Genomic DNA, 18616 nt, shown 5'->3' on the forward strand with positions numbered 1-18616 from the left:
TGAGGTGATGATATCACCTCTAACTAAGTGACCAAATTCACTATGCCACTACATAAACCTAACCTGTACCACAAAGCAAAAAGAGAAGCTGATAAAAGCCAGATACAACGCAGAACACGACTGTTTAACGGAGCTTTATAATCGCCGTGGCATCACCAACCTTCTAGAAACCAGCATTGCCTATCGCTCACCGTTTGAATTGATGTTTGTCGACCTTGATGGCTTCAAATTAGTTAATGACACTTATGGGCACAGTGTTGGTGACCAACTACTCAAACAGGTTGGTGAGCGTCTAAAACAGTTGGTAGATGAGAAGTGTATGATTGGACGATTTGGTGGCGACGAATTCATTGTGATTGCCCACACCTGCCGAAATCAAAATATCCCACTACTCTGCTCTCGCATCATTGATGCCTTAAACCGAAGTTTCCATATCAGAGGCATCGGCAGTTTGTCTGTCGGTTGCAGCATAGGTACCGCACATTTCCCTGATAACGCGGTTGACCAAGAAACACTGCTAAAACAAGCAGGTATAGCGATGCATCTTGCAAAATCGAATGGTCGAAACCGCTTCCAAACGTTTACCCCAGACTTAGCACAAACCCTGCATCGCAAAGTAGAGATCCGCCATCGACTGGCACGCGCCATAGAAAACGACGATCTCAACCTTCACTACCAACCGATCATGAACACCAATAGCGACAAGGTAAAAGGGTTTGAAGCCTTGCTTCGATGGTCAGACAAAGAGCTAGGTAACATCGGTCCTGATGAGTTTATTAGCTTAGCGGAGGAGACAGGGCAGATTGTACCGCTCGGCAAATGGGTTCTTAACTCTGCACTCAAACAGCTATCGATATGGCAACGTGAGTTTGATAGTGAGTTGATGATGAGTATCAATATTTCGAGTATTCAGATGCACGCGACCTTTGCCGAGCAGTTATTAGCAATGTTGAACTTCTACAATATCCAACCTCAAAGCATCGCCCTTGAGATCACCGAATCTTCCATGATCTTCAAGCACGGTGAAGTCAGACAAGCGTTAAGCGATATTTCTAAATTGGGCGTAGAGCTTCACCTTGATGACTTTGGCACAGGCTACTCGTCACTGTCGATGTTGCATGACTTACCGATTAGCACCGTGAAACTCGATAAAAGCTTTGTCCACGGTTCACACAAAGGGAGCAAAGCAATAGTCCAAGCCACCCATGCTATCTGCGACAAACTGGGGCTAAAAGTAGTTGCTGAAGGTGTCGAAACCGAAACGCAAAAAGCGTTCTTAATCGATTGTGGATACCAGTATCTTCAGGGATTTTTATTTAGTAAGCCAATTCCCTCAAATGAAGTTGAAAGTCAGTTTTTGAGTGGTCGACAATTCTACAATTAAAGACTTATTTATCAATACATTAAGTAATTTGAATATTTCCTAAACAATCGACTGCTGTCCATGTGAACGCTTACGTATGCTTACATAGCGCCTAACAGGAAGAAATCAACATTAAGCTATTGTTTATAATGAAAATCACTTAGAAAATCACCCAGTAAAATACCAAACCATTATACCCACTAACTGTAATGACTTTGGTATTTAGATTACCCTCATTCCGTCCCTTTAGCAGATCAAATCATCGGTAAATATGAACAGACAAAACGGCTTCACTCTCTTAGAGCTCATCATCTCTGTATTAATTTTAGCGATCGTTTCGGCTACAGCTATGGTCAAGTTCTTAGACGTTCAAGGAAGTGCTCGGGCGAGTAAAATACACGATGTCGCAGGTAACCTTCGCACGGGTATCGATATGATCTACGCGAAGTCAGCGATTGCTGGCGTTGAGGATGAGTGCAACTATGTTGAAAAGACGGAGATTGAGACCTACTACGTCTGCCACGGCTATCCAATCGCCTATGTTGACTCACTAAGAAGACTGCTCAATATCGACGCAACAGAGCTTCATGTCATCAACAAAGAAGTAGACTCTGGCAGCAATGCAGAAAGAGTAGCCGCCATCTCTTTCGACACCGAAAACTACACCTATTCGCCAGAAGGAGACTTTTGTCAGGTGCTTTACCAGCCAGAAAAAGAACCACAAATCGTGGTGCTTGATGGTGCATGTTAAATACTCAACGATTGCACGCTTTCATAGTTATCACAAAGCCACCGCAACAGATCTTTGAATATCATGTGGTTACGCTAACATTTGCTCAAAAATAACACTAATTGATCTAACTTGTTACTGCTTACACTTTTAGGAAGTGCTCATGGTATAACACCAACTTCATTCGTATCTTATTTTCATCACTAGCCGATGAATATTTACATGGACACATATTTGATACATATGCCAATAATAATCCCATTAAAATCCTTTAATCAACACCTCATGATAAACATCATCCTTTCCCTATTTTAAATATCCCACCTTAAAGTTTCATTGTTTAAATTCCGTAACAGAATAAATTAAAGTCAATTATTAAACAAATATAATTAATTCTATCATTGATTACTTTAATTAAATCACCAAAACAATACGCCATATAAATTATATTAACATCACATAAACTGACATAATCTAATTTTATCCTGAAAAATTCTGATAAATCTGACACACCGATAAGTTGAATGAATACCACAAGAAGCTACATTAGAAACCTCTAAATCCAGTCACTAAACGCGCCGCGTAGAAGCTGTGAAATGGATAAATACCAAAACAAATGGATAAATCCCCTTTACCCCTTGTAAATCATTGGCTTTCATTTATAAATTAAACTTTTGGGTGAACATCTCCATAACCTTTCATTAAAGCCCAAATTCTGCGATTAGTATCAACATCTTAAGAGAAAATGGTGACATTTTGGTTATATTATTTAGATCGAACTCTTGTGTTGAATGACAATCCCAGCCATCACATATCCATCACGCAAATATAATAACTATCGCTTAGGAGTTGAGCTATGCACTGTTCTTTCAATATAAATAACAATAATGAGAGCTTGCAACTGATCTACAATGAAGAAAAAATATACATAAAAAGAGACAGTAATAAGATATCAGAGGAAACTCTTAATAGTAAAGAGAGTTTTGTTTTCAAATACCTTATTGAACACTCGTCAATATCACACCCTCAATCTGCACGAGATGTTGAAGAATCTTTTAAATTACACTTTGACGAAGAGTTTAGCTTATACGCGTTAAAAAACATTATTGCTTCTATAAGAAAGAAATATCGAAGCTTATGCAAAAAAGCCAAGGTTGATAATAATAGCGAACTTATCTCTAACCTTTATAAGGTAGGTTACTTTATCGATCTCGATAAAAGCTCAACCAACCGTATCGCACCTAAGTACGACATCAACCAGTTCAAGCCCAGCCAGTTCGAGATGTTGAAACTGATGTTCAACATCTATCATCGAGAGCTGATCAAGGCTCTGATAGCCGTGTTCACCGTCTCTTCCTTTTTCCTATTCGTTGTCTACTTTTTCCAAATCCTTTATACGACGAAGATTGCGAATGAATACAGTGAGAACACCAAACACATTGCAGCAGAAGTCATGGACTACGGTTGCGATAGCCACGGGGCTGTGCACTCGCTAAGGCACTCGCTCAACCTTGATTCTGTCGTCATGACCACACCTTATGGCTCCTGCTATATCTCTAAAACACGTTCTAAGATGATAGAGCTCGATCAAGTAGACGACTTCTACGATAGTGCTGACTTTGCCTATTCACGCTTCATAGATACCGAGCATGACATTGAAATAATTGTTCGAATATCTAAACGCTCTATCGAAGCTCGATACAAGAACTCACTATTGCCTCTGTTAGTCGATTCTATCTCCATCCAGAAGAATGGTTATTACATCCTAAACCTTGGCGAAGAGAGTAAATCTATCTATCAAACATCCCTGCCAACCGGTGCGACCATCACCTTCTACAGTGACGATATAGTTGCGTTGTGGATTGCACTTTCTCTGATACTCGCCACGCTGCTTTATCGATCCTATATTCTGGGCTTTGTGATCTACCTGTTTCGTTGGAAACACATCTCCTTTGAAGAAGAACCGATCATCAACACGGAAGATAACAGCGTTCTCTACTACGAGTTGTTATCTCGTGTGCGTAACGTCGGTGTCTTAAGCTTCATCAACACCATGAGACGCACCAATTTACTCACCTTTCATACTATCTTACTCATCGAGACAGTCAGAAAAGCGAAGTTAAATAACAGCCATGAGATCTATGGTGTCAACGTTTGCCCGAGCGCTTTGGTAGGGTCGAACTTCGCAAGGCTCAGAGAGCATTTAGCCGCGATGGAAGCGAATGAGTTTGTCGTAGAGATTACTGAATATTCGAACATTGGCTATGGGTGTGAGGTTATCGATAACATTAAGAATATCAAAAAGCTTGGTATCACCATCGCTCTAGATGACTTCGGTACGGGCAATAACAACATCGAAATCATCAATGTCATCTCTCCTACCTATCTAAAACTGGATCGCTGTTTTGTTAAAGATATCGAGTCAGGAGAACACCATCAGGGTGTATTACTTAATATCTCGGAGATTGGACGCCTATCAAATATCACAATGATTTATGAAGGTGTCGAAACGCGCAGGCAGCAATATATCTTGTGTCAGCTAGGCTACAACTTACATCAAGGTTACCTATATAGCAGGCCTCAAAGTACAACCGACGCATAGCCTAGCCATCACATCCTGTGGTTCAAGCAACAGCAGGTTCTGCTGAGTCTAGTGTGTGTGGTTTAGGGCGAATGGTCGCTCTCACACAAGCTTGAGGCTCTACAGGAAAGTAGGCGTCAATCAACCCTTGGGCAGAAAGCGGCTTATCAAAGTAATAACCTTGTAGTAAATCACAATGGTATTGCTGTAGCTTCGCCATCTGTTCTGGGGTTTCAACCCCTTCAGCCACAACCTTCATCTGGCAAGATGCACCAATATCAATAATGGCTTTCACCAAGGTTTCACTGTGTTGGCTGGAATTCAGTTTGCCAATGAAAGAGCGGTCTATCTTTATCTCGGTGATCGGCAAAGTATTTAGGTAATTCAGTGATGAAAAGCCAGTGCCAAAGTCATCAAGCGAGATGCCAAATCCATATTCTCTTAACCTTTTCAATATTGGCTCGACAATATGCAGGTCTTTGATGAGGATGTTTTCGGTCAGTTCTAGCGTCACTCGGCAAGGGTCGATCCCGACTTCTTCAATGAGGCGGATGACTTTATCGTCGAACCCTTGCTCAAACACTTGTTTAGGTGACACGTTCACGGAAACACAGACGGCTTCAGGACCGTTTGGCATCAAACGTAAGGTATCTTCACACGCTTTCCTTAATACAAACTCACCAATCTCATGAATCTTGCCGATTCGCTCTGCTGCGGGAATAAAATCCAACGGAGACACAAAGCCAAGCAAGCTATTATGCCAACGACACAGCGCTTCAACGCCTTTTAGCTGCTCGGTATGGGAATCCACTTGAGGTTGGTAAAGCACACTGAACTCGCCCTTCTCTAATGCAGTTTTGAGCTGTTCTTCGACTGAAAATCCGTACTTCACTTTCTGATTGATCACATCGTCATAGAAGATCGCATCGCCTTGATTCAGCTCCTTGGCCTTGTACAACACAATATCGGCTTTGGTTAGCAGTTCCTCTACCTCTGTTCCATCATAGGGGTACATCGACACGCCAGCCGAGCACTGTGTCGAGACCGAAGCACCATGAATATTAAATAAGGGTTTGAAGACATCTTGGATTTGTTGGACTTTCTGCTCCGCTTCCACAAGGTCGTGAATACCCGGTAGGCAGAAGACAAACTCATCGCCTCCGAAACGTGAAACAATATCGTTAGCCCCTAAAATTCGCTCAAATCGCAAACCTATCTGTTTAAGGAGCTCATCTCCGCTCGCATGGCCATATTGGTCATTGATACGTTTAAAGTTATCTAAGTCAACGAACACCAACGCCACCAATTTGCCTTCCAATTTCGAATGAGCGATAGCTCGACTCACTTGCAGTTCAAGCTCAGAGCGATTAGGGAGTGCGGTCAGTGAGTCGTGTCTTGCCATATGTTGTAGACGGCGACGGCTATTTTGGATTCGATTGAAGTCGTCAGAAATCCTCTGCTCCATTTGATCAAAGCGCAGCGATATCCTTCGACTAACCAGAGCACTGATAAAAATACAGAGTAAGGTCGCCAGCACACTTAATATAAGAATCAGTCCAAACTCATTACGTGAGTCCAAGAGTAGCTGGTTTTTCCGGTGTTCAATGGAAGCATTAATATTGTTCAAGTACACGCCTGTACCCACTATCCAATCCCAATCTCCGACCTTTTTTACGTAGCTACTCTTAGGACCAATGAAACCTTGTTTATCAACGGTGATGTAGTCAACAAACCCACCCGACTCAGCTTGCGCTAAAACGTCTTGCTTGAAGTTGTTTCCAAGGTCGTCGTAAACATTAAGATCTTGCCCTGTATGAATTTGGTGTGCATGAAGTAGGCTGTCACCATTCTGTTCAAAAACGAACAAGTATCCATTATCACCGACCGTTACCTTCGACAATATCTCAAGAATTCTTTGGTAACTGACTCGTTTAACATCATCGAGAGAAATGCCAGTACCGAAATACCAATCAAAGGGTTCGAACCGACGAATGTAGCTGAGTTTTTCGAAGTGCGTATTGTCGATGTGTGGCTTTTCAAAATCTTGCCCATCAAAGCCAGGGCGAGGCACAAAATAGCGGGAATAAACCCCATTATTCTGTTTAAGAAGCGCTATTTGTTGTTTGATAACCGCCACACCACGGCTATCCGTCGTTTCAAGTTGATTGGTATTTTCTAACTCAGGAGAGCGAGGATGAACCAGCACTGTGCCCTGCATATCGTAGGCATAAATGTAGTCTTTTTTGTCCGCGTAGCTCAGCTTTCTTATTTCGTTAAGAATGAGTAACTTAAGCTCTTCTTCCGGCAGGTGTTGATTCGAGGAGTAGATATTCTGTGCGGCAGTATAGGCTCTATCCAACCGACGAGTAATATGCTTTTTCACCTCGATTTCGACAAGACGTTGAGTGTGCTTTATCTGTTGCGACACTTGCAGAACTTGCGTCTCAATAGAGTCCTTTTGGGCGGAGATGTAGTCTGTTCTGATGAGGTCTACCAATGCCTTGACCTTCTGGTCTACGCTCGTAAACATCGCCACATTCAAGACGATTGCAGAAAAGATGATGATGGTGATCGGCAAATACTTAGTAAACCAGACCAGCTTTTTATCATTAATGTGCAACATACAAACTCAACACTACAGAACAGGATTCCATATAATCTCATTATTTTACTGAACATCCAACTATAAAAGTTAACATTCAGCTAATTTATAGAAAAAGCTTGTCTATCTCAGAAAAAAGGTTAGTGTTATACACATGTATATCACTATGCAGTTTTGATTATGACCGAATGGAAAGACGACCAACCGATCTTTAGGCAGCTTGCTACCAAGATCAGTGACCAAATTCTTCAAGGTGTTTGGTTAGAGCAACAAGCATTGCCCTCTGTGCGTGCCGTTGCTGCCGATCTCAAAATCAACCACCTTACTGTCATGAAAAGCTACCAGTTACTGGTGGATGAAGGCTTGGTAGAGAAAAAACGCGGGCAAGGCATGTATGTGGCCGAAGGCGCGCTTCAAAAGTTGAAAGAGTCTGCACACCAAACTTTCATTAACACACAGATCCCAGCCATCGCTGAGACGCTAGGCATCATTGATATGAGTGTCGAAGAACTCGTGAAACAGCTAGAACAACACATCAAGGACAAGTCATGAGTACTTTACTTTCCGTGAAAAACGTAACCAAAACCTATTCAAATCAAGTGGGTGTCGAGAACATCAGCTTTGAGTTAAAGCCGGGGCAAGTACTTGGTTTACTTGGCCACAATGGTGCGGGTAAATCGACACTGATCAAATCACTACTTGGTGGACACAACTATCAAGGTGAGATTGAGGTCAATGGATACCACCCTATCCACCAGCACGCAGAGCTCATGCAGCACCTATCTTACATTTCAGATGTGAACGTGTTGCCAGAGTGGATGACCGTGAAACAACTGCTTCGCTACACAGAAGGTGTACACCCAAGCTTCAATAGGCAAAAAGCCGAACAGACGCTAAGCAGCACCAACATTAAGATATCTTCAACGATCAAGCAGCTTTCTAAAGGGATGAAGGTTCAACTTCACCTTGCGATCATCATCGCAACCGATACTCAAGTATTGATCTTAGATGAGCCAACGTTGGGTTTAGATCTGCTCTACCGCGATACTTTTTATCGCCATCTACTTGAGTGGTTCCACGACGGCGAACGCGCCATGATCATTGCAAGCCATGAGGTTTCAGAGATTGAACACCTATTAACGGATGTGCTGATTTTAAAACAAGGCCATTGTGTGCTGCAAAAGAGCATGGAAGACATCGAAAACGACTATTTCATTATCGAAGTCGCAAATAACCATTCAAGCGAGATTCAGAAGCTCAACCCACTGACCTCACAACCAGGCCTTGGCACTACTAAGTGGTTATTGGAAGGTCAATACAAAGCGCAGGTTGAATCATTGGGTAACATCTACAACGTGGGTCTCGCAGACCTATTCCTTGCAACACAGACGGAGAAGGCATAATGCACCCAAGTTTTTACATGCTAGAAAAAGAACTTATCGAGCATAAAATTAACACTCGATTGCCTCTGTTTATCGGATTGTGCGGTTTCTTGCTTTTCGTTAGCTTGTTCTTTAGTGGTCAAGCACAACACGACTTTTTCTTCCAGATGGAAGTTAACGGTGACGTAAGTAGCATGCACAGAGACTTCTCACGAGATCTCAATTCAGTGATCTACTTTGGCGCAGGCCTAATTTCACTGTTGCTGTCGACGCTTTACATCCCTAAAACACTGCGTAAAGAACGCCAAGAAGGTAGTTCGATGTTTTGGAGAAGTATGCCTGTATCGAATGCCATGACTCATGCCGTGAAGTTAGGTTTCGGCTTAATGGTAATCCCAGCTATTTGTGCGCTATTGGTTCTATTTGCTGATGTTCTGTTCTGGATTCTAAACCTATCGAGTGAACAACCATTGGCGCTGTTAGTTGAGCAGCAGTCGTTATTCTACGTACTCAGCAACTGGGTGGTGTTCTTTGGTCGCATGCTGCTGGTTGCGTTAGTTCTATTGCCATTAGCAACGATGACTCTGGCGATTTCGCAACTGGTTAACTCTCCGCTGCTTGTCATCTTTGTCTCTAGCTTTGCAATAAAATGGTTGGCTATCGCGCTATTCGGTTTCTATGGCATCAATGACTTCTTTTCGGTCATCGCTTCACTGCCGATGAAAGTGCTGACGACAAGTAACCCATTCAGTGCACTTTCAGAAGTTTCGATTCTGTCTTTAACTATTTACGTACTACTCGGCATTGGTGGTTATCTACTTAGCCTTAAGTTAAACAGAACCGACGATGTGAGCTTGAAAACGCTGTTCCAACGCTAGAGTCATCTGGCTTGAGCCTCAAGGCTCACCAAAGTACAGCGCAGCACACACAAAATCTAAATCAAAGCTTCTGAGAAATCGGGAGCTTTTTTATTGACGGCGTTTTCTTTCAAGGGCAATACGTTTCAATGGTTTGAATAGCAAAAAAGATTTAGTCGAGGATGCGAGTTGATTTTGGTTCGTAAGAATTAGGTGAGTAGAGATAACAAGAGAGGGTATTAATGAGCTGACATTAAATTGCATTGTTGTTAATGCCTGCCAGCTCTTTGGGGATGATTTCTTTAGTCGCCGACCAGATGAAGGTCCTTGAGAGTGCTATTGAAATCGGGTTGTTGCGTTTTACATACCCAGTCGAGGGTTTTGTTTGAAAGCCTTTTCGCTTTCAGCTTTGTAACTTTATAGGTTTAGATATAAAGCTTATTTCTTTGAAGCTTCTTTTGACGTGTCTTTCCAGTATTGGATACGAACGCGATGAAGCTGTGCTCTTCTCATTTTTTTCATAAGGGATATTTCCTTTTCTTTAACTGCTCTTCTTGAGCTATTTTTTATTGCCAACCATTCGAATCTAACGGTGTTTGACGGCCAGATCAATGATACAAATCACAAAACATATAGGGTTTTAAGTACCATTTACATCAAAGTATGACCTAGATATCAACTATGGCTCAATTTAATCCGATGAGCCGTTGTTCGAAATTAAGATTAGTTATCTCAGATGACAAATTCATTTCAGTACCAATACAGTTCCATGATACCTGTTTAATAGACCGGACCAACGCAGATTAAGTTCCCAATAACTTACCTTTCCTATCTATTAACTTATCACCTTCAGCAAGTAAAGTTACGGCGTAACCTAAATTTCAATTGTATTGACCATTTTTTATTCACATTAGCCTATACGACACAAACTCAAAATGGGATTATGTTTGTAACGGACGATGCTTTTAATGGAAAAATCGAGTAATGGGCAAAATTAAATGGACGTAATAATGAGTAAAGTCATTCTACAAGGGCATATTCTTGTGCCCGACACCGACCTAGAAGCGGTCACACAAGCGTTGGTTGTTCATAAAGAACTTACACTGTCAGAACCCGGCTGTATTGTGTTTCGAGTCAGTCAAAGCACACTTCAACCTAATCGCTTTGAAGTTTACGAGGAATTCACGAGCCGTGATGCGTTCGAAGCCCACCAGCAACGCGTCAAAGCTTCTGAATGGGGTAAGATCTCAAAGAACGTGACTCGTCATTATCAAGTCACCGACGTGACCACACCACAATGACAGAGACCTTTGCCGATCGCATCATCACATTGATCAAACAAGATCCCTTGCGAATGCAGGTATTAGAGTGTGTCTCTCTACTAGGTTTACCGCAATGCTATGTTGCCGCTGGTTTTGTGAGGAATCGAGTCTGGGATCACCTACATGGTTTTGACTCCCCTACACCACTCAATGACATTGATGTGATCTACTTTGATCGCAATGACACCTCTTACGAATCCGCTATTCGATACGAAGCCCAGCTTCAAGAGAGGTTACCTGAACTCAACTGGCAAGTTCGTAATCAAGCCAACATGCACATCAGAAACAACGATAAGCCTTACCAAAGCTCATTAGATGCGATGAGTTACTGGCCTGAAAAAGAGACCGCCATCGCCGTAAAACAAAACCACGATGGAAACATCGAATGTATCTCGGCTTTTGGTTTAGAGAGCTTGTTTGATTTGAAAATCACACCGAACCCCAATCGCAGCAGAGACGTGTTTGACCAACGAGTTCAATCAAAAAACTGGTTAACCCACTGGCCTAAGTTAACGGTTGGAAACAGTTAACTGGCAGTCGAATTCAAAGCTAAAACCATTGACTCAAAGTCCAATCAGATCGAACATGCTCCACTTGTTAGCTTATTAACTTAGTAACTCATCAAACGCGCACGGCCACTAACTGCTGCGCCCTCTCGTCATACAGAGTAACGACCATGAACCAACAACACATGTTGCAAGCTCTTGAAGCTTCGCGCCAAGCCCTACCTGATTGCCAACCGAACCCGCCAGTAGGCTGTGTTTTGGTGAAAGACGATAAGGTGGTGTCGGTTGGGTACACGCAAAAAGTCGGTGGGAATCATGCCGAGGTCGAAGCACTGAATAAATATGAAGACGAAACGGATGGAACAATGGAAGGCGTTACCGCTTACGTAACTTTAGAGCCCTGCTCTTTTGTTGGCAGAACACCCGCTTGCGCCAATACATTGGTCAGAGCAGGTGTAAAACACGTCGTCGTTGCCATGCTAGACCCAGATCCGCGCAATAATGGTCGTGGTGTAGCGATACTCGAATCGCACGGGGTGAAAGTCAATATAGGGCAATGCCAAGCGCAAGTGAGCGCCTTTTTAACTCCTTATCTTGGTAAGTCTTAACTCTTAAACAGCCAATGTTATTTCAATTTCACTCGGTAAAGCGGGTTGACTGGCTTATCGACAAAGTATGACCAAATATGATCGTAGACGGCATGTTGGTTAGGGAACGGCGCTAACGCTTTCGCTTCCTCTAAATCGCACCAGCGGTACTCTGTGTGTTCGTCATTCAGTTCTATCGCTTGATTGGGCGGACATACAACCGCAAACACTGGGATTAGCTCAATCACATTCACGTGCGCCTCGTAAAACTGCTCCAGAAACTGTGCGTTATACAAGGCTTCCACTTGAATTTGTGTCTCTTCTTCAAACTCACGAACAATAGCCTGCCAGCCTGTTTCACCAGCTTCAATCGAGCCTGCGACATGGCACCAAAACTCGCCTTTCACACGCTTCATTAATAGCATTTTGGTTTGTCCGTCGATCTCAGAAATTGCGACACCGGATACAATCGAAGTATTGAGTGGAATCATAATGTTACCTTAGGTTGAACAAGAGGGCGGCAAGGCTACCACCCTTCGTTTGGGAAGTTGTCTTCTATGATTAAAAACGAGAGGCCACTCATCAATTTATGACTATCAAGCGCAACTGCTGAGGTTTTGTGCCAAAGAATAAGGCTTATATGTCCAAGAGCAAGGTTTGTATATCCGATAACAACCTTTGTACCCAGTCATTGAGCGATTCTTATTTGAGGCGCATTTCGATAAAGAGTAGAATCGCCGCCTTGTACTGTGTTTAAGCTCTCAAAGCATACACCATAGATCCACAGCCATTTATCACCATGAAGTAAGACGACAATATGCACTCATCAAAACCAACGCACGACTCAGAAAACAGCCACACACCTGAGCATTGCTTCACTCGCTTTCAACAGCCGATCGAGTCATATTCGTTGCCTGAGCGTTTCACCTTCCCGTTCTATTATGAACCGCACCCACTGTGTGAAATCGCCTCGCACCAGCTTCAACAATACCTAGAAACACAAACCGATTGGCAACATGACTTCGGACTCGATTCTGACGCAGGTCGCGGCAAGATGTTTGGTGTGTTGTTAGTAAGAAGCCCAGAAGGTGAGCTGGGTTACTTCTCTGCTTTCTCTGGGAAAATCGCCGACCAAAACCTGCTGCCCCATTTTGTGCCACCGGTATTTGATATGTTGAGCAGCGACAGCTTTTTCCATCAAGACACGGCTGACATGATGGCTGTGAATGCGAAATTTAAAGCGCTGCAAGTGAACGCTGAATACCTCGAATTGTGTGAGCAGTTAGCACAACAGAAAGCACAGGCGGAACAAGAGATCGAAGCACAACGCTTGTTGATTATTGAAGGCCGAAAAACACGTAAAGAACAACGTGAACAAGGCAAAGAAAACCTTGATAAGCAAGCTTTCGAACAGCTCAATAACGAGCTAAACAAAGCCAGTGTTGCCGACAAGAATCAGCAGAAGTACCTTAAGCTCAACTGGGAACAAACTCTGAATGAGCTTCAAGGCAAAGTTGACGTGTTTACGACTCAATTAGCTGAGCTCAAAGAGCAAAGAGCACACATCTCTCATCAGCTTCAACACAAGTTGTTTTCACAATACGCTTTCCAAAATGCGGAAGGCAACGTCGAAGACCTTAACCAGATATTTGAAAACACGCCAAACAAGATTCCACCAGCAGGTTCTGGCGAATGCGCTGCGCCAAAACTTCTGCAATATGCGTATCTGAATGGTTATACGCCACTGGCACTGGCTGAATTTTGGTGGGGCCGTTCACCGAAGTCTGAAATTCGCAAACACAAAAAATACTACGCCTCTTGCCAAAGCAAATGTGTACCGATTTTAGGCCACATGATGAAAGGTCTAGAAGTCGATCCCAACCCATTGCTAGAAAACCCTGCAGAAGGCAAAGACCTCGATATCTTGTTCCAAGACGATCACATCGTTGTGGTACACAAGCCAGCCGGTTTTCTATCCGTACCGGGTAAAACCATCAAAGATTCTGCCTACACTCGCGTTCAAGAAATGCACCCTGATGTTGAAGGGCCATTTGTGATTCACCGCTTAGACATGGCGACCTCTGGCATTCTGATATTTGCCCTCACACGACGTGCGAACAAGAGCTTGCAGAAGCAGTTCATTACTCGTGAAGTCGAGAAGCGATACGTAGCGATGATTGAAGGTGTTCTAACGGAAGATGAAGGTTATGTTCGCTTGCCATTGCGTGGCGATTTGTACGATCGTCCTCGTCAGATTGTCTGCTTCGAACACGGCAAACCTGCTGAAACCAAGTGGGAAGTGATTGAGCGAAACCAAGAAACAACCAAGGTTTATCTGCACCCGAAAACTGGTCGTACGCACCAATTGCGCGTTCACTGTTCACATGAAGAAGGGCTTAACATGCCTATCGTTGGTGACGGCTTGTATGGCAACAAAGCTGACCGATTGCACCTACACGCTGAAAGGCTTGCGCTGCATCACCCAGTCACCAAAGAGTGGATGGAGTTCCAGTTCGACGCAGAGTTCTAAGGGCTCTCGTTAATACCAAGCTTTAATTAGGGAAGCCACGCCGTTTGTGGCTCCCCTTTTCACGTTTCCCATCATTCTCACTCCCTTATTTCCCCTACCTCTTTCGGATATATCTCCACGCTTATTGCACTACATCAAGGTTCACTTTGTTGTGAAGAGTAGGATGCCCCTCTTCTTCTTTCCTTGAGGCCTTTGATATGTCATCAGCTGCTTTGAATTTACAATCCAATACGCAAGCTCCTTCAATGATCGCGCCTCAAGCACTAAGCTTGAAACCACTTACCAACAAGAAGCCAGACTTAAACTCGGCGATGTTGAATCTCATCGAAGAAGTGAAAAACGAACTCCCTCTTTACGAGTCAGAGACGTTTATCTGTGGCCCAAAGGGTAACTGTTCTGGTTGCTCTAAAAAATTGCTAGAGATGGTCGACAGTGAGTTAATGTACTGGGAACACAGTGTTTCAATCGGGCAAGGGCCAAACTTCGAAGAACTGCGTCGTTTTGGTAAACTGTGCAGCAGCGTAAGACGCGGCTTAGAGCGCAATGGCTTGGTAGAAAAGCGCCCAAGAAAAAGATAACAAACTGATTCACAACGACTACAATCTATCGCTCAACATTACAATCTCGCCGATTCACTAACTGGTTGAACTCATTAGCTATAAGAGCGATAATATTTTGTAATACAATTGAGCAGTCAGACAATATCCTAGAAGCTTTCGCCACCTTCTTTAGCGAATCTATCCTTCATGTCTGACGTGCCTTACACCTTCTGAAACACATCATCACATCCATTAGAATCCTTTTCTTGGATAACGGGGAGAGACCTTGAAGAAACCACAACCAGTACTGGGCAAAACCGGTATGCTATTTTTCCTCGTCATCATCAGTGCGTTTCCTCCATTGACCATCGACCTGTATTTGCCAGCACTTCCGCAAATGGTTGAGGTGTTCAATACCGATCAATCCATGGTTAACCTAACCCTAAGCAGCTACTTCGTGACTTATGCCGTCGGCCTGTTGTTCTGGGGACCGCTGAGTGAAAAATTTGGCCGTAAGCCTATCTTATTAATTGGCTTGGCGAGCTATATGGTCGCGAGCGTGATCTGCACAATGACCAACAGCATCGAACAATTGATTGGCGCTCGCGTCTTCCAAGCGTTTGCGGGCAGTGCCATCACGGTTATTGCCACAGCCATTGTGAAAGATCTTTATGAAGGTCGAGAACGCGAAAAGATCATGGCAACTATCATGTCACTGGTGATCATCGCGCCAATGGTCGCGCCTGTCTTTGGTGCCTTCCTACTGAAAATCGCGTCTTGGAGAATGATGTTCGTCACTCTCGCGATTTTTGGTGCGTTTGCCTCAGTATTAGCGTTCTGCTATCGAGAAACACTCGAAACCAAGTACCAAGGTTCTATGTTCCGTTCATGGGGAAGAATGGGCGTGGTCATGAGAAACCGTTCGTTCGTCAAGTTACTGGTTATTTTCTCTATCACACCGATGGCGCTGATGGGCTTTCTGGCTGCCGGATCTTATATCTATATCAATGACTTCGGACTCAGCGAACAACAGTTCAGCTACGCGTTCGCATTCAACGCAATGTGCGCCTCATTCGGGCCAACCATTTATATGAAGCTATCCTATCGAATGCCTGTTCAAAAGGTCATTACAGGATGTTTTGCTCTACTGGCGACCGCCGGAATCTTCACGCTAACTGTGGGTGGCTTGTCACCTTGGTTCTTTGCTTTCATCGCCGCCCCTGCCACTTTAATGGCCATCATAATGCGAGTACCCGGCACTAACTTAATGCTGAACCAACAAGACCACGACACAGGCTCCGCGGTTGCACTGATTCAATTCTTTAGCATGATCTGTGGCTCGCTAGGCATGATCTTAGTTTCAATCCGCCCAGACTCGCTGATCGAAAACCTAGGCTTCATCCAGTTATCCGTCGGCACCCTAGGCGGCTTGATGTGGCTAATGGTTAGAAACAAAGAGTATGTGACGACGAAGCTGAATTAAGGTTGTTAAAATATCTTCAGGCAAAACACGAAGCCGCCCACTTGGGCGGTTTTCTTTTAGATTTAGCCTCGAATAAGGTCACTCACTTTCAACAATCGGCTTTCAATAGTGTGTTCTGTTCAGGCTCATTTTCGTGGGCAGACAAATTCGGAATCAAGAATGCCGCGGACACAGCAGTGAACATTCCTGTCGCTAGTATCAAAAACATCGCTGTAAACCCTGTTGTTGCTGAGTAGACAGAAGAAATAAGCCAATAAGCAATTGGGGCGGTACTGAAGCTCAAAGTATATTTCAGAGCATAGATTCGAGAGCGCCACGCTGGTGCAGAGTAGTGCCCAATCAACCAGTCATTAACGGGGATTTGTGCATAGGTGCTCAGCACCAGCCCCATAAACACGGGAATAAGCCACCAACCTTGTACTGCTGTCGCTAACAGCAAAAACACCAACTGACAGCCCGTAATCACTACCAACAGCTTTTTGACCGACATACGCTCAATCAGTTCTCCAATCGACAACTGAATGAAAGCAGCACATACAAAAATGAACGTCGTAAGAGCTCCTGAGAAGCCAATTGATGAAGTTAGTTGAGTGTTCAACACCTTAGGCAGAGATGTCGTTGTGGTTTGAAAAACAAGGCCACCGACAAAAGCTATCAATCCAATACAGACGATTAGACGAGCAAGCTTATTTGCAGCTAATCCCTGCGCTTTGTCATTCTTGTTCACCTTGTGCTGACAAGCTTTAACGTCGCAAACATAGCTGTAAACCGTACCAACCAAAATACAGACCACGCCGGGGAGGATGAATGACAACCTCCAAGAAAATGCCTGTGATAAATACGCTGTCACTACCGCTGCTAACGCTAACCCCAGGTTGCCATACAAGCCATTAACGGCAATCGCTCTACCCGTTTTTTCGGAAGAACCAAAAACAAGTGCAGTGCCAACGGGATGGTAGATAGAGGCAAACAAACCGATAACACACAGGCCAACGCTAATTTGAAAAGCATCTTGGGCAAACCCAGTCGCAATAGCTGCTGTACCTGTCCCAAAAAAGAATGCCTTCATTAATCCTGTGCGGCTCCAATAGTCGGCAAGCCAGCCTATGGGTAAAGACATCACACCATAAACAATCATTGCAGCACTGCCAACGTTCAACAACTCGGCATAGCCCATCCCCCACTCTAAATGCAGAGTAAGCGCTTCATGATAGAACCTTATTAATCGGTGACATCAGAAGTTTAACTGTCTATGATTTGTCTCATAGACCACAATAAGACAACCTTTTACTCAAATGAGCCAAACACCCAAAGCCATCGGTTCAACGTCAAATGCCATTACCTTGGACATTCATCTGAGACCTGCTGTCGTGGTTCCCAAATCATATTCGAATAGGTTTGTTATCGATTGGCACTTCCACCGTTATCATCAATTAGTATGCGCACGCAGTGGTGTCATGGCGGTAGAAACAGAAAATGACTTGTGGTTGATTCCACCACAACGTGCGGTTTGGGTTCCCGCTTATCAAAAACATAAGGTTTACATGTATGGCGATGCCGAGATGAAGAACCTCTACCTGCATCAAGACATAGACCTCGACTTACCCAGTGAAAGTTGTGTACTCAACATATCAGCCATGCTGAAGGAGATCATCAATCACCTTTCTGAGTATGCCGAACAGGAAGATCAAGATCTCTTCAGCCAGCCTTATCGAAACTTGGTACAAGTGGTATTAGATCAACTGAAAGTCGCACCGCAAGCCTCTGTGAATATTCCGATCCCTTCCGATAAACGGTTAGTGCCGATCTGCGAGGCGATCTTAGAAGATCCGGCAAGCAATCAATCATTGAAGGAGTGGGCTGAGCGAGCCAACGTCAGCAGTCGAACACTGAGTCGTATGTTTAGAAGTGATTTAGGGATGTCATTTATCGATTATCGACAGCAAGCTAGATTGTTTAGCGCGTTGAAATTACTGGCAAATAATCAACCCGTTACGACCGTTGCTTTAAGCTGTGGTTTTTCCAGTTTAAGTGCGTTCAATCAGCTATTTAAACTCAACTTCGGGGTCACTCCGGGTAAGTTTTTCAGTGACCCTTTGTAGAGTACATAGTAATAACAGACACAAAAAAGACG

General features: G+C 43.7%; 15 protein-coding genes and 1 pseudogene. 13 read left to right on the top strand and 3 right to left on the bottom strand.

What is annotated here, in order from left to right; genetic code table 11:
* Positions 1-52 precede the first annotated feature (52 nt).
* The 3 genes and pseudogenes from OQJ75_RS18685 to OQJ75_RS18695 form a co-directional block, all read left to right on the top strand.
* Positions 53-1384: pseudogene (locus OQJ75_RS18685) on the top strand (putative bifunctional diguanylate cyclase/phosphodiesterase); the annotation flags it as partial.
* A 250-nt stretch (positions 1385-1634) separates the two neighbouring features.
* Positions 1635-2114, top strand: coding sequence for a type II secretion system protein (locus tag OQJ75_RS18690; RefSeq protein WP_017060589.1), 480 nt, complete (start codon positions 1635-1637; stop codon positions 2112-2114).
* Between the two features lie 835 nt (positions 2115-2949).
* Positions 2950-4695, top strand: a complete 1746-nt coding sequence (locus OQJ75_RS18695; RefSeq protein WP_265974482.1) for an EAL domain-containing protein — start codon at positions 2950-2952, stop codon at positions 4693-4695.
* Between the two features lie 22 nt (positions 4696-4717).
* On the opposite strand, the gene OQJ75_RS18700 is transcribed toward OQJ75_RS18695, so the two are convergent.
* Positions 4718-7297, bottom strand: coding sequence for an EAL domain-containing protein (locus tag OQJ75_RS18700; protein WP_265974481.1), 2580 nt, complete (start codon positions 7295-7297; stop codon positions 4718-4720).
* A gap of 159 nt (positions 7298-7456) precedes the next feature.
* On the opposite strand from OQJ75_RS18700, the gene OQJ75_RS18705 reads away from it, so the two are divergent.
* From OQJ75_RS18705 to OQJ75_RS18730, 6 genes are all read left to right on the top strand, one after another.
* The gene (locus OQJ75_RS18705) at positions 7457-7828 is read left to right on the top strand and encodes a GntR family transcriptional regulator (RefSeq protein ID WP_265974480.1); all 372 of its coding nucleotides are present in this window, start codon (positions 7457-7459) and stop codon (positions 7826-7828) included.
* Positions 7825-8679 (top strand): ABC transporter ATP-binding protein, encoded by an 855-nt coding sequence (locus OQJ75_RS18710; RefSeq protein ID WP_265974479.1) that lies wholly within the window; start codon positions 7825-7827, stop codon positions 8677-8679. Before OQJ75_RS18705 ends, OQJ75_RS18710 begins: the two co-directional genes overlap by 4 nt.
* Positions 8679-9536: a hypothetical protein gene (locus OQJ75_RS18715; RefSeq protein ID WP_265974478.1), complete on the top strand. Its 858-nt coding sequence runs from the start codon at positions 8679-8681 to the stop codon at positions 9534-9536. The genes OQJ75_RS18710 and OQJ75_RS18715 overlap by 1 nt, the downstream gene beginning before the upstream one ends.
* 989 nt (positions 9537-10525) lie before the next feature.
* Complete coding sequence (locus OQJ75_RS18720) at positions 10526-10816, top strand: putative quinol monooxygenase (protein ID WP_176680006.1); 291 nt, start codon at positions 10526-10528, stop codon at positions 10814-10816.
* Complete coding sequence (locus OQJ75_RS18725) at positions 10813-11367, top strand: nucleotidyltransferase family protein (RefSeq protein WP_265974477.1); 555 nt, start codon at positions 10813-10815, stop codon at positions 11365-11367. The genes OQJ75_RS18720 and OQJ75_RS18725 overlap by 4 nt, the downstream gene beginning before the upstream one ends.
* Positions 11368-11513: 146 nt before the next feature.
* Positions 11514-11951, top strand: a complete 438-nt coding sequence (locus tag OQJ75_RS18730; protein WP_265974476.1) for a bifunctional diaminohydroxyphosphoribosylaminopyrimidine deaminase/5-amino-6-(5-phosphoribosylamino)uracil reductase RibD — start codon at positions 11514-11516, stop codon at positions 11949-11951.
* 17 nt (positions 11952-11968) lie between these two features.
* Here OQJ75_RS18730 and OQJ75_RS18735 read toward each other — a convergent pair whose 3' ends face one another.
* A complete protein-coding gene (locus OQJ75_RS18735) occupies positions 11969-12421 on the bottom strand; it encodes an NUDIX hydrolase (RefSeq protein ID WP_265974475.1) in 453 nt (150 codons plus the stop codon).
* A gap of 326 nt (positions 12422-12747) precedes the next feature.
* Between OQJ75_RS18735 and OQJ75_RS18740 the strand changes: the two genes are divergently transcribed.
* The 3 genes from OQJ75_RS18740 to OQJ75_RS18750 all read left to right on the top strand — a co-directional run bounded on the left by OQJ75_RS18740 (position 12748) and on the right by OQJ75_RS18750 (position 16482).
* Entirely contained in the window at positions 12748-14460 is a 1713-nt protein-coding gene (locus tag OQJ75_RS18740) for an RluA family pseudouridine synthase (protein ID WP_265974474.1), read from the top strand.
* 197 nt (positions 14461-14657) lie between these two features.
* On the top strand, positions 14658-15038 hold the full coding sequence (locus tag OQJ75_RS18745) for a hypothetical protein (RefSeq protein WP_265974473.1): 381 nt from the start codon (positions 14658-14660) through the stop codon (positions 15036-15038).
* 283 nt (positions 15039-15321) lie between these two features.
* Positions 15322-16482 carry a multidrug effflux MFS transporter gene (locus OQJ75_RS18750; RefSeq protein ID WP_265974485.1) on the top strand — a complete coding sequence of 387 codons (1161 nt, stop codon included), beginning with the start codon at positions 15322-15324 and terminating at the stop codon, positions 16480-16482.
* A gap of 88 nt (positions 16483-16570) precedes the next feature.
* Here the strand turns inward: OQJ75_RS18750 and OQJ75_RS18755 are convergent, their stop codons facing one another.
* Positions 16571-17659, bottom strand: coding sequence for an MFS transporter (locus OQJ75_RS18755; RefSeq protein WP_265974472.1), 1089 nt, complete (start codon positions 17657-17659; stop codon positions 16571-16573).
* A 118-nt stretch (positions 17660-17777) separates the two neighbouring features.
* Between OQJ75_RS18755 and OQJ75_RS18760 the strand changes: the two genes are divergently transcribed.
* Positions 17778-18584, top strand: coding sequence for an AraC family transcriptional regulator (locus tag OQJ75_RS18760; protein ID WP_265974471.1), 807 nt, complete (start codon positions 17778-17780; stop codon positions 18582-18584).
* Positions 18585-18616: the final 32 nt, after the last annotated feature.

The organism is Vibrio sp. 14G-20 (assembly GCF_026241515.1).
In the GTDB taxonomy this organism is placed as follows: domain Bacteria; phylum Pseudomonadota; class Gammaproteobacteria; order Enterobacterales; family Vibrionaceae; genus Vibrio.